9 protein-coding genes are annotated in these 12,404 nt (G+C 70.5%); all 9 read right to left on the reverse strand.

The features are described 5' to 3' along the window. Positions 1–14: 14 nt before the first annotated feature. On the reverse strand, positions 15–1,226 hold the full coding sequence (gene mycP / locus ACWGH4_RS01675; protein WP_453454392.1) for a type VII secretion-associated serine protease mycosin: 1,212 nt from the start codon (positions 1,224–1,226) through the stop codon (positions 15–17). 23 nt (positions 1,227–1,249) lie between these two features. Next, positions 1,250–2,749 (reverse strand): WXG100 family type VII secretion target, encoded by a 1,500-nt coding sequence (locus tag ACWGH4_RS01680; protein ID WP_453454394.1) that lies wholly within the window; start codon positions 2,747–2,749, stop codon positions 1,250–1,252. 42 nt (positions 2,750–2,791) lie between these two features. After that, positions 2,792–3,313, reverse strand: coding sequence for a hypothetical protein (locus ACWGH4_RS01685; RefSeq protein WP_441265475.1), 522 nt, complete (start codon positions 3,311–3,313; stop codon positions 2,792–2,794). 97 nt (positions 3,314–3,410) lie between these two features. Next, positions 3,411–5,726: a molybdopterin cofactor-binding domain-containing protein gene (locus tag ACWGH4_RS01690; protein WP_441265474.1), complete on the reverse strand. Its 2,316-nt coding sequence runs from the start codon at positions 5,724–5,726 to the stop codon at positions 3,411–3,413. Then, positions 5,723–7,249, reverse strand: coding sequence for a 2Fe-2S iron-sulfur cluster-binding protein (locus tag ACWGH4_RS01695; RefSeq protein WP_453454400.1), 1,527 nt, complete (start codon positions 7,247–7,249; stop codon positions 5,723–5,725). The genes ACWGH4_RS01690 and ACWGH4_RS01695 overlap by 4 nt, the downstream gene beginning before the upstream one ends. Before the next feature lie 473 nt (positions 7,250–7,722). Further along, complete coding sequence (locus ACWGH4_RS01700) at positions 7,723–8,619, reverse strand: FAD binding domain-containing protein (protein ID WP_189467389.1); 897 nt, start codon at positions 8,617–8,619, stop codon at positions 7,723–7,725. A gap of 293 nt (positions 8,620–8,912) precedes the next feature. Next, entirely contained in the window at positions 8,913–10,553 is a 1,641-nt protein-coding gene (locus ACWGH4_RS01705; protein WP_453454396.1) for a beta-N-acetylhexosaminidase, read from the reverse strand. A 4-nt stretch (positions 10,554–10,557) separates the two neighbouring features. Next, entirely contained in the window at positions 10,558–11,409 is an 852-nt protein-coding gene (locus tag ACWGH4_RS01710; protein ID WP_453454398.1) for a carbohydrate ABC transporter permease, read from the reverse strand. Beyond that, positions 11,406–12,347, reverse strand: a complete 942-nt coding sequence (locus tag ACWGH4_RS01715; protein WP_453454402.1) for a carbohydrate ABC transporter permease — start codon at positions 12,345–12,347, stop codon at positions 11,406–11,408. The genes ACWGH4_RS01710 and ACWGH4_RS01715 overlap by 4 nt, the downstream gene beginning before the upstream one ends. Positions 12,348–12,404 lie beyond the last annotated feature (57 nt).

The raw sequence follows: 12,404 nt of genomic DNA on the forward strand, positions 1-12,404 counted from the left end.
GGCGCGCCCTGGCTTCAGCCTCGACGTGCCCGGACGACGGGAATGCCGATCGCGGCTCCGATGAGCAGCGCCGCGGCCACCCCCAGACCGATCCAGAGGCCCGAATTGCTTTCGTCCTCGGACGCAGGAGCGGCCACGGCCGGTTGTTCCTTGCTGTCCTCGCTTCCTGCAGCAGGCTCCGAAGCATCGGGCGACGGCGCCGAGGACGGAGAGGCAGCCTCCGCCAGGTCGGGCAGCGGGTACTCGTTGGCAGGGCCAGGGTCTCCGGGCGACTTGAGCGCGATGCGCGGGCGGACGACGCCGTAACCGATCGAGTCGTTGCGCTTGTTGCCGCTCCGAGGACCGCCTGCGGTGTTGAGCATGACGCGCAGGACCTGGTTGTTGGTCCATTCCGGGTACTTGGACCAGATCAGGGCGGCGGAGGCGGAGGCGAGGGCGGTGGCATCACTCGTGCCGTTGGATACGCAGTAGCGACCCGGGCCGGCCTCCTTGCAGGCAGAGACGATGTCCACACCTGGCGCAACCAAGTCGACTTCCGGGCCGGTTGCCGACTCAGCCGTCTTGTTCACCTTCTTGTCCACGCTGCCGACTGCCACAACGCCAGGCACCGCTGCCGGATATTCGACGAATGAGGTTCCCGAGTTGCCCGCGGCGGCGAAAATAAGCTTGTTCTTGCCGAGGGCGTATTGCACAGCTTCCTCAACAACCTCGGACTGCATGACCCCGCCCAAGGAAATATTGATGACCTTGGCGGAGGAGTCTGCAGCGTAGCGGATGGCCGCTGCTTCTGCTCTCTCGGCGTCCATGCCCATTTGCTCGCCGTCCTCTTTCCAGAGGCGGATGGGCAGAATCTTGGCGCCGGGTGCAAGGCCGTAGCTTCCGCCACCCTTGCCGGTTCCGGCGATCAGAGCCGCCATGCCCGTCCCGTGGCCGTCGACGTCGTCGGCGTAAGTCCCGGATTCAGGGGAGAAGTCCCGCCCCTCCAGTACCTGACCGCGCAGATCAGGAAGACTTGGGTCCACTCCCGTGTCGATGACGGCGACCGTTACGCCCTCGCCGGTACTCGTCTTCCACATCTCATCGGCATTCATGGCGTCGAGGTGCCATTGCTTCGACCGAAGAGATTCCGCATGAGCGGGTGTAGCTGCGATGCCCACCAGCAGCAGTCCCAAAGTGGCCGATAGCGCTCGGCCAAGCCGAAGCTGTTGACGGCTGCTGGTGTTCATCCTCATCCTTCGCTCTACCTACTTCAGTCGATGACGGGTGGAACGACCCGCCGGGCGCCCTGCTGCCAGGTCTCGTCGTCCTCTGACAGGTAGTCGGGGCGCTCACCACGTTCGTCGTCCCGACGCCGACCACTGCTGTTGGTCCCCGCGCCCATCGCGCCCGTACGTCCTACTTGGCCTGATCCCGCCCCGCCGCCAGTGGGCGTACCACGCACCAGACCAGAACCACCTGCTGTGAACGGGCGGGCTCCTGCCTGACCCGCCTGGGGCGGGCGGCCACCGATTACGCCACCACTCTCCGAAGCCAGACGACGGCCGCTGAAAGCACCACTCTGTCCGGCCCCGGTGGGGCCGCCGGGCATCCCTGGCATGTGCCCCATGCCGCGTCCCATAGGTCCACGGGCGTTACCTTCACCGCCGATGACGTTGGTGCGCGGAATCCCGCCCGTCGGCCGACCGACGGAAGGTGCGACAGGGCGGCCACCCGTGATGCCGCTGTCTCGGGGCATTCTGGAATTGATGCCGCCACCACTCGGCGGCACGACGTTCCTCGCGTTCGGGAAGCCCTTGCCACCGCCCGGAGGCGCGGAGGCGGGCCCCACGGTCTTACCCATCTGCGTCGGCGGGATTCCCACAACTGGTGGAAGCACATTGGTTTCGGGCCGGCCGGTAGGAGACGGCCCAACGGGCGTCGGGGGAAGCTGTGTCTGAGGCGGCAGCGTGTCCAGGCTGTCGATTCCCATTTCCACAGGGCGCTCTTGCTTTGGCGCGATCACATCGGTCTGTACGACCGTGGTGGAGTCGGGTCGACCCCCCTTGACGTCAGGATTCGAGGCAGGCACATACTGGTCAGCCGTTCCGCGATCCATCCCGATGCTGCGATCGGCCGTGCCGCCGATGGACCGGCTGTTCCTGGGCTCAGGCGGCACGAATTCACCCGGCGGCGGCGGAAACGTCGGCGGCTCCGCTGCGCTGATCACGAACGTCGAGAACGAGTAGGACTGGGCCAGCTTGTTCATCTGCTGCACAGCCTGGGCGTGGTCCTCGGTCATCTTGGACCACGCCTCGCGCCGGATGTCCTCGGAGTCAGGGTCGTTGCGGTACTTGACGGCGGCGTCGTAGTTGGCTTGGGCAGTCGCGTCCTTCTCCGGGAGGTTGGCCTTCACCTCTCGGAGTGTCTGAGCCGCATTGCCGATCCACGTACCGCCGACAGCGCTGTACGTCCCGAGCTGGAGCGTCGCCTTCCATGCCTGGTCGCCCCATGTCTCCATGGCCTTGCCGGCTTCACCCTCCCAGCGGACGCCCTTGATGTACGCCCTGAGGTCTTCGCCGATCTCAGTGATCGTCTTCCCGGCGTCGGTCAGCTGGTCGGACAGATTCTTGAGCGTCTCCGGGTTCGCCGCCTTCACCATGGCGAGCATCTGTTCATGCGTCTTGGACTCGAAGTCGGTGGTTCCGAAAAAGAGACCCAGGATTCCCAGCGGAGGCATGACCACTCCGCCGCCCTCGCTCGGTTCAGCCATTATTCTTCCCCACCCTTCCCCGTGCCTTCATGTCTGCCGACATCAGAAGTCCGTGCCGCCCGAGGAGTCGCCCTGGCCGGCCTCGTCCTTCGGCTTTTCGTCCTTGGGCTTCTCAGCCTCGCGTCGTTCCTGCTCGCGCCGATCGACGGCTGCTTGAGCGTCGGCACTAATGCGCCGCATGCGCTCTTTGATGTCGTCGTCGATGTTCTGATAGCCCTTTGACGACCCATCCACCGCGATGCCCAGGCCTTCGATCTGACCAGCGAGCCCCTTGGACAGGTTCTTGAGCTCTGCGTGCACCCGCTGATAGATACCGAAAAGCGCCTTGGCCTCGCTGAAGCCCGTGCCCATGTCTCCTTCGGGAATCTCTCCGTCAGCGAGCTTCCCCGGTGCCGCCGGTGACCCCTCGAGCCGCAGAAGGAGCTTGTCCACCCGCCCCTTGAACGCGGCGAGTTCCCCGGCATCGACATCCAGGTCCTTGCCGCTGCCACCCCCGCTCGGCGCACTCGGCCTCGGTACCGGCGGGCCGTACACCGGCCGCCCCGTCCCGTCGTCCTCCGCCACGAATGCCTCCCCGTTTACACACGTCTGCAGGGATCACTCTACCGAGTGGGCATGACACAGCGCACCCCTGGATTGCACTAGCAACCCGCCGACTACGTCACGAGTTTGGAACAGCCACCGCCGCCTGCGGCCGGATCGGGAGGCGGTTGATCGGGCGGCCCGTCGCCGCGCGGACCGCGGAAGCGACCGCGGCCGGGGACGTGACCACCGGCGCGGCGCTCGCGGGCTTGGCCCCGAAGGGGGCCACCACGTCGCGTTCCTCGACGAGTTTCACGATGCGAATGTCCGGCGCGTCCAGGGCCGTCGGGAGGGCGTAGCCGGTGAGGTCGGGGTGGCGGATCACGCCGCGGGCCGTGCGGAGGTTCTCCGTGAGGGCCGCGCCGACGCCCTGGGTGACGCCGGCCTCTATGCGGGTGGCCAGCTGCGCGGGGTTGAGGACGCGGCCGACGTCCTGCGCCACCGCCATCTCGACCACGCGGACCGAGCCCAGCTCGATGTCGACGTCCACCACCGCGCGGATCGCGCAGAACGCCAGGCCCACGAAGGCGTCGCCCTGGCCCGACTCGTCGAGCGGCTCTGTGGGGTGAGGGCGGCACTGGGCGGTGGCCCAGAGTTCCTTGCCGTCCATGGCCTCCGTGACCGTCGTCGACAGGACACCGTCGTACGACGTGATCTTGCCGTCGGTGATCTGGAGCAGTTCGGTGGACATGCCGAACTTGTGGGCCAGCGGCTGGAGAAGCTGTGTGCGGACCATCTTCGCGGCGCGTTCGACCGCGCCGCCCGACACCCAGGTGTGGCGGCCGTGGGCGGCGGGGCCGGCCGGTGGCTGGTCGGTGTCCACGGAGGCGACGCGGACGTCGTCGATGCCCAGGGTCTCCTGGACGATCTGCCGGGCGAGCGTCGTGAATCCGGAGCCCGTCTCGACAGCCGCGCAGATGACCGTGGCGACTCCGTCGTGGACCTTGACCGTGGCCGTGGAGACCTCGTCGGTGCCTTCCGCGCCGAGCATGTGGACCATGCCGAGGGCGTAGCCGACGCCGCGGCGTACCGCGCCCGGTTCGCCGGCTCCTTCGGGGCCGCCCGGGAGGAGCCAGTCGTCCTCCGGGGAGTCCTTGGGGAGGGGCGGCAGCGGGAAGTCCCGTACGGCCTGGAGCAGTTCGGCGACGGGCGCCGGGCAGGTGACGGTCTGGCCGGTGGGCAGGATGTCGCCGGTGGCGAGAACGTTGCGCAGGCGGATCTCGGTCTGGTCCAGGCCGAGTTTCGCGGCGAGCTTGTCCATCTGCGCCTCGTACGCGGCGCAGACCTGCATCGCTCCCTCGCCCCGTACATGGCCGGAGGGCGGGTTGTTCGTGCGTACCGCCCAGCCCTCGATGTGGGCGTGCGGGACGACGTACGGTCCGCAGGCGAACGCTACGGCGGCGGCCAGCGACTCGGAGGAGGCGTCGGCGTACGCGCCCGCGTCGAGCAGCAGCTGCGCCTCGACCTTGACGAGGTGGCCCTCCGCGTCAGCGTGATGCCGGTAGCGCAGCAGCGTCGGGTGGCGGTGGGCGTGGCCGAGGAAGGACTCCTCGCGGGTGGCGGCGAGTTTGACCGGGCAGCCGGTACGCAGGGCGAGCAGTCCGAGGGGCAGCTGGAAGCCCGGGTCCTCGCGGTCGCCCGTCGCACCCGGTACGCCGGTGACGACGACCTTGACGCGTTCCGGTTCGAGGCCGAAGCAGGCCGCGGCGAGGTCGCGGTCCGTGTGCGGGTCGGTGGACGCCACGTAGAGCTCGACGCCGCCGTCGGGACGGGGCACGGCGAGGCCGGCCTCGGCGCCGATGGGTGCCGGGTCCTGGCGGCCGATGCGGTACAGGCCCTCGACGATCACGTCGCCCGTCGCGTCCGGGTCGCCGTAGCGGAGCGGGATGTGGCGGATGAGGTTGCCGTCGGGGTGCAGAGGTTCGGCGGCGAAGGCCTTCTCGGGGTCGGTGACCGGCTCGAGGACCTCGTACTCCACCGCGATGGCCGCCGCCGCGAGGCGGGCCGTGTCGGGGTGGTCGGCGGCGACCGCGGCGATCGCCTCGCCGTGGTGGCGGACGATCTCGGACGCGAAGACGGGCCGGTCGGCGATGCGCCTGCCGTACGCACCGTCCCCGGGAATGTCCTGGTGGGTGATCACGGCGTGTACGCCCGGCATCTCGACGGCCGCGGACGTGTCCACGGACACGATGCGGGCGTGCGGGTGCGGCGAGCGCAGCAGCGCCGCCCACAGCAGGCCCTCTGCCCACAGGTCGGAGGCGTAGGGGAACGTGCCCTCGCTCTTGGCGCGGGTGTCGGCGGCGGGGAGCGACGCGCCGAGGCCGTGGGCCGGAGCCTCCGGCCGGGGGCTGTCGACCGGCTGCGGCATCGCAGTGGTGGCCGCGTCGTTGCTCACGCCATGCCTCCGTCGTGCGGGTGAATCTGCACACTACCTGCGCCGGGTGCCGCCTGGTGCGGGATGCGGGCTTCGTCACCGGCCTCCGCCTCCTCGGCGGCGGCGGTGGCGCTCGCCGCGCGTTCGGCGACCACCTCGCGCACGGCGTCGAGGACGCCGCGGTAGCCGGAGCAGCGGCAGAGGTTGCCGCACAGGGCCTGGCGGGTCTCCAGTTCCGTGGGGGCGTGGTTGCCCTCGAGGAGGTCGTGGACGGTCATCGCCATACCGGGGATGCAGAAGCCGCACTGGACGGCGCCGCACGCCGCCAGCGCCCGCTGGACGTCGGAGGGTTCGCCGTCGGTGGCGAGGCCTTCGACCGTGCGCACCTCGGAGCCGGCGGCGGTCGCCGCGGGAACCAGGCAGGAGGCGACGAGCCGGCCGTCGACCTGCACGTTGCAGGCGCCGCATTCGCCCTGGGAGCAGCCGTCCTTGGCGCCCGCGAGGCCGAGGCGCTCGCGCAGGACGTAGAGCAGTGACTCGCCTATCCAGGCGTCGCTGACCGGGCGGTCCGTGCCGTTGACGCGCAGGACGTACGAGGTGGGCGGGTGCTCCTCGGTCCCGGCGGGCGCCACGGGCTCATCGGCCGGGGCGGGGTCGGCCGGCACGGCCTCGGCGTCGGCTGCTGCTTCGGTGTCGGCTCCGGCCTCGGCCTGGGGTCCGGCCACCGGCTCGGGCTCGGATCCCGATTCCGATCGGGATCCGGCCTCGGGCCGAGACGGGTGTTCGACCTCGGCCTCGGCCCCGGCGGACGTCTCGCCCGGCTCCCGCACCGTGGCGGCGGGCTCCGCGGCCTGGACCGGTCCGGTCACCGCCACGTCCTCCGCGGCGTCCTCCTCAGCGGCCACAGACTCCGGCCCGGACCCGCCCGGCTCCTCCGCCCGCTGCGACTCGTCCGCCGCCCAGGGCGCGGAGGCGCCGCCCGGCAGCGTCGCCCAGGGCGCCGGCGCGCCTCCGGGGAGCGTCGCGGACGGGGTCGCATTGCCCCAGGGCGCGTCGGCGCCGGGCGGTAGCGGGAACTCGCCGGAGTCGGAATCGGACGCCGCAGCGGGCTCCGCCTCCTGCGCCTCCGCGAACTCGGAGAACTGTGGGAACTGGGGGAAGTGCGAGGCCGCCTGCGGCCCTTGGGCATCCGGAGCACCCTGGAACGCATGGGGCTCCGCGGACTGCCCTGACTCACGGGCCTCATAGGCCTCGCGCGCACCATGCGCACCGGGGACATCCTGCACATCGCGCGCATCCTGAAAGCCCTGGGCGCCATGAGCCTCGTGGGTGCCATGGGCGTCGTGGGAGTCATGGGCGTTGTGCGTCTCGTGGACGTCCTGAGACTCGTGGAAGGCCCACTGCCCCGTCTCGTTCACGTTCACGTTCGTGTTCGCGTCGGACGCGCCGTCCGCCCCCTGCCCGGCAGGCTCCGGCCACGGCGTCGCCCAGCCGCCGGCCGCCGTCGGGTCCGTACCCGCGGCAGGCGTCAGCGGCCTGATCATCGGCGGTACGTAGCCGTGCCCCGGCGCCTCGAGCGGGGCGGAGTCGGAGGTGGTGAACTCCTGCGGCAGCTGGAAGAAGGCCGTGGCCTCGCCGTCGTACTCGCCGCCCTGCGGCGTGGGCTGCCAGCCGCCGCCCTGGTCCCCGTACGAGCCGTACGAATCACCGTAGGAACCCTGCGGCGGCTCGTGCCGGCCGTACGCCTCCCCGTGCTCGGGCTGCCCATAAGGCTGCCCCTGCTCGTACTGCCCGTACGACTCGCCCTGTTCGTACTGCCCGTACGGCTCCGCATCACCGTGCTGCCCGTACGACTCGCCGTGACCGTGCTGCTCGTACGGTCCCCCCTGGCCGTGCTGCCGGCCGTAGGGATCCCGCTGGTCCTGACCGTCGTACCGGTCGCCGTCGCGATCGGGCTCGAAGCCCTCCGGGAGCTCCTGGAACTCCGGCGGAAGGCCGTGCGGGTTGTTCTCGTTGCTCACGACAGCGCCCTCCCCAGTGCCCGTCGGGCCAGCGCGGCGACAGTGCGCCGCAGATGCAGTACGGCCGGCGACAGCACCGGTTGCTCCTCGCCCTCGGGCGCCGGAGCAGGGTCGGGGATGCACGCCGCGGCGACGTACTCGCCGAACGCCGTCAGCGCCTCGCCCTCGAGGCCCCGCTCGCCGTCCCAGTCGATGAGCGAGCCGATCCACCGCTCGGCCTCGAGCGGCCGCAGCGGCATGGGCGCGATGGCGCCCACCGCGCAGCGCACACCGCGCCGGGCCGGGTCGAGGACGAGGGCCACGGAGGCCGTGGCGCGGCCCGGGCCGGTGCGGCCGGTCGCCTTCAGGAAGACCTGCGGGGCGTGCAGGAGGGGTACGCGTACGAAGCCGATCAGTTCGGCCGGGCCGAGCATCTCCCGGCCGGCCAGCAGGTGCGACACGGGGATCTCGCGGCGGGCGCCGCCCGGGCCGGCGATCACCAGGTCGGCCTCGAGGGCGGCCAGCACCGGCAGGCTGTCGCCGGTGGGCGCGGAGCTGGCGATGTTGCCGCCGAGGGTGCCCGCGTTGCGGATCTGGGGCGGCCCGGCCGCACGCGCGGACGCGGCGAGGGCGGGGATGAGGGCGGCGAAGTCGGGCCGGCCCATCCGGGCGTGGGTGAGGCCGGCGCCGAGCAGGGCGTGCCCGTCCTGGTAGCGCCAGCCGCGGATCTCGCTGATGCGGCCGAGGCCGACGAGGCCCGCGGGGCGGAGCTGGCCCTTGTTGACCGCGGCCATGAGGTCGGTGCCGCCGGCGACGGGGACGGCGGCGGGCATGGCGCTGAGCGCCGCCACGGCCTCGTCGAGCGAGGCCGGCAGCGTCACCGACTGTGCCGTTCGCGGTGCGTGCGTGGTCACCAAGCTGCCCCTTCCCGGTGTCCCGGCTGTCCCGCCTGTGTTGCCGTACCGTACGTGCTCACAGGCCGGACGTGGCAACTCTGGCACATCTTCCGGGCGGACCGTCGGGAGGGTCCGCGAAGGGCACATCCGCCCCACACGTGCGGACCCGCGACAATCGTCCGGTTTCGTACTCCCGTACCGCCGCGGGCGGATTGCCGTTCTTCAGCGGCGCTTGTACGCCTTTCTCCTTGCCGTGCCACTCTCCTACCGTCTCAGGGCCGGGGCCGCCGGGAGGCGGCCTCCGGCCGGGCTCACACGTTCGGGGGCACACCGTCGATCGGACGTCCGGCGACGCCGGGGCGACGCTGCCACGGCAACGGGCCGCCGGGGGGCCGGTAGTGGACCCCGAGCGCGTCAAGGCGCGCGTAGTGGGCGGTCATTCGGCGTTCGAAGTCCGCGAAGTCGCGCTCCGCGGACGGGGGCAGCGTGGACCAGGCGACCTCGGCGAACGCGGCAAGTCGCGGGAAGACCTGGTAGTCGACGCGGGCGCTGTCCTGCATCACCTCGGTCCAGACGTTCGCCTGGGTGCCCAGTACGTGCCGGGCGGCCTCCGGGGCGAGCGCCGGTGGTACGGGCTCGAAGCGGTAGACGTCCTCGAGGGTGCGTACGTAGCCGATGGGCATGGGCTCGTCGTCGCCGGCGGCCTGCCGGTGGTCCAGGTACACCTGCTGCTCCGGGCACATGACGACGTCGTGGCCGGCCTCCGCGGCGGCGATGCCGCCGCGGTATCCGCGCCAGGAGGAGACGGCCGCGCCGGGCGCCAGACCCCCTTCGAGGATCTCGTCCCAGCCGATGAGGCGGCGGCCACGGTCGGTGAGCCAGCGGTCGAAGTGCCGGACGAACCACGACTGGAGCTCGTCCTCGTCGGCCAGGCCCTGTTCCTTGATGCGTGCCTGGGCGGCGGCCGACGCCTTCCACTGGTCCTTGGGGCATTCGTCGCCGCCGATGTGCACGAAGGTGGACGGGAAGAGACCGAGGACCTCCTCGAGCACGCCCTCGTAGAAGCGGAGGGTGGTGTCGGTGGGGGCGAGTACGTTGGGGTTGATGCCCCAGTTGTCCCAGACGGTCAGGGAGGCCGTGTCGATGACGTCGGTGTTGCCCAGTTCCGGATACGCGGCGATGGCGGCCTGCGAGTGCCCGGGGATGTCGATCTCGGGGACGACGGTGATGTGCCGTTCGGCGGCGTAGGCGACGATCTCCCGAATGTCGTCCTGGGTGTAGTAACCGCCGTGGGGGGCCTCGTCCCAGAGCGGTGAGGCCCGGTGCCCGTATTTGGTCCGCGACCGCCAGGCGCCCACCTCGGTCAGCCTCGGGTGGCGCTTGATCTCGATGCGCCAGCCCTGGTCGTCGGTGAGGTGGAAGTGGAAGACGTTGAGCTTGTGCGCGGCGAGCAGGTCGAGGTAGCGCAGCACGCCCTCCTTGGGCATGAAGTGCCGTGACACGTCGAGCATGAGGCCGCGCCAGGAGAACCGGGGCGCGTCCTCCACAACGGTGTACGGCACCTCCCAGCGCCCGTCCGTCGCCACGGGCGCCTTGCGGTACGCCTCGGGCCCAAGGAGCTGACGGAGCGTCTGCACGCCCCAGAACACTCCGGCGGCTCCGCCGCCGTGGACGGTGATGCCGTCGCCGTCGACGTACAGCTTGTAGCCCTCGGGACCGAGATGCCCGGCGTCCGCGGTGTCGACGCGCAGTCGGATCGTTTCTCCGTCATCACCGGCTCCGGATGCCAATGGCAGCCCGGTGGCCGCGCCTACAGTACGGCGCAGCCATCGCGCGGCCGCCTCCGTGCCGGGGCCCGCGTCCACGACGGTCGACTCGTCCAGGACGAAGCCGCCTGCGGCCGGGATGGAGCGCACGACGCGCGGCGCCGGGATCAGGTTTGTGGAAGTCATCGCGTCAGTCCTTCACCGCGCCGCCCAGGCCGGAGACCAGACGTCGCTGAACGAGTACGAAGAAGACGAGCACCGGCACGGTCATCACGGTAGAGGCCGCCATGATCCCGCCCCAGTCGTTCTCGTCCGGCTTGAAGAAGACCAGCAGCGCCATCGGCAGCGTCGACTGCGAGGTGTCGCTGATGATGAACGACTTGGCGAACAGGAAGTCGTTCCAGGTCGAGATGAACGAGAACACGCTCGTCGCCACCAGCCCGGGGAAGACCAGCGGAAAGAGGATCTGCCACAGGAAGCGCGCGCGGCTCGCTCCGTCGATGTAAGCCGCCTCCTCCAGCGCCTCCGGAACGGCCTTGACGAAGCCGCGCAGCATCCAGATCGCGAACGGCAGCGAGAAGGCGATGTGCGGCAGGATCAGCGAGCCGAGGGTGTTGAGCTGTCCGAAGTCGCGCATCAGGAAGAACAGCGGAATCGTCAGCGCCTCGATCGGAACCATCTGCGCCACCAGGAACATGATGAGCAGCGTCGTACGGAACCTGAAACGGAAGCGGGTGACGGCGGTGGCGGCCAGGAAGGCGATCAGCGCGGAGGCGACGACGACCGTGCCGGCGACGATCAGGCTGTTGACGAAATACCGGCCGAATTCCTCCTGTTGGAAGACCCGGCGGAACGAGTCGAGCGACGGGGAAAGGGTCCACGGCTTCGCGTCCGTCGACTGGATCTCCCCGGCGGGTTTGAAGGCGGAGAGGACCATCCAGTACAGCGGGAAGGCGACGACGATCGCGATGACCAGCGCCGCGGCCTCCGCCAGCAGCCGCCCGGGGCGCCGCACCCTCAGCGGCGCGGGAATCAGGCTCATATCTCTTCTCCCTCACGGCGCAGCAGCCGCAGATACACGAGCGTGACCGCCAGCAGAATCAGCAGCATGACGACGCCGATCGCGGAGCCCAGGCTGTACTGGGAGGACGCGAAGGCCTTCTGATAGGCGTACACATTGAGCACGAGATTCTGTCCGGCGATGCCTCCGCCGTTCGTCATCACATAGATCTGGGTGAAGACCTTGAAGTCCCAGATGACCGACTGGATGGTGACGACCACGAGAATGGGCCGGAGCATCGGCGCCGTGACGGACCGCCAGATGCGCCATTGCGAGGCGCCGTCCAGCGAGGCCGCCTCGAGCACCTCTCCCGGAATGGCCTTGATGCCCGCGTACACGGTGACCATCACGAACGGGAAGGAGCACCACACGACTTCGAACATGACGAGGGCGAAGGCGCTGACGCGCCCGTACGTCCAGGAGAAGTCGCCCAGTCCCAGCATCCGGTTCACGGGGCCGTAGTCGGGGTCGAAGAGGAAGACCCACACGGTGGAGCCGGTGATGGCCGGGGTCGCCCAGGCACCGAGCGCCGCCAGCATCAGGGCGAGCCGCGGCAGGGCGCGTACGCGGGTCAGCAGGACGGCCAGGGCGCAGCCGACGGCGAGTGTGGAGACCACGCACGCGGCCGCGAAGAGCACCGTTGCGAGGAGCACCTGCCAGAACTGGCTGTCTGCGAAGAGCGTCCGGTAGTTGCCGAGGCCCTGGAAGGTGGTCGGTTCACCGCCGCTGACCTGTGCCTGTGTGTATTCCAGGAAGGAGATCAGGCCGAGCTGGTAGATCGGGTAGACGAGCAGTCCGGCGAGCACCACGAGGGCGGGTGCGAGATAGAGCCAGGGCGTCCGGGCCCCGCTGCGCCGTGCGGGCCGGGCCGGGGGCGCGGTCGTGTCCGGCGGGCGTGGCCGTGGCCCCGCCGGGGGCACCGCGCGCGGCGCCCCGGGGTGGTTGGGCAAGGGGGTGAGCCCGCGGGGGGGGGCGCG

It is taken from the genome of Streptomyces sp. NPDC054847, assembly GCF_053610925.1.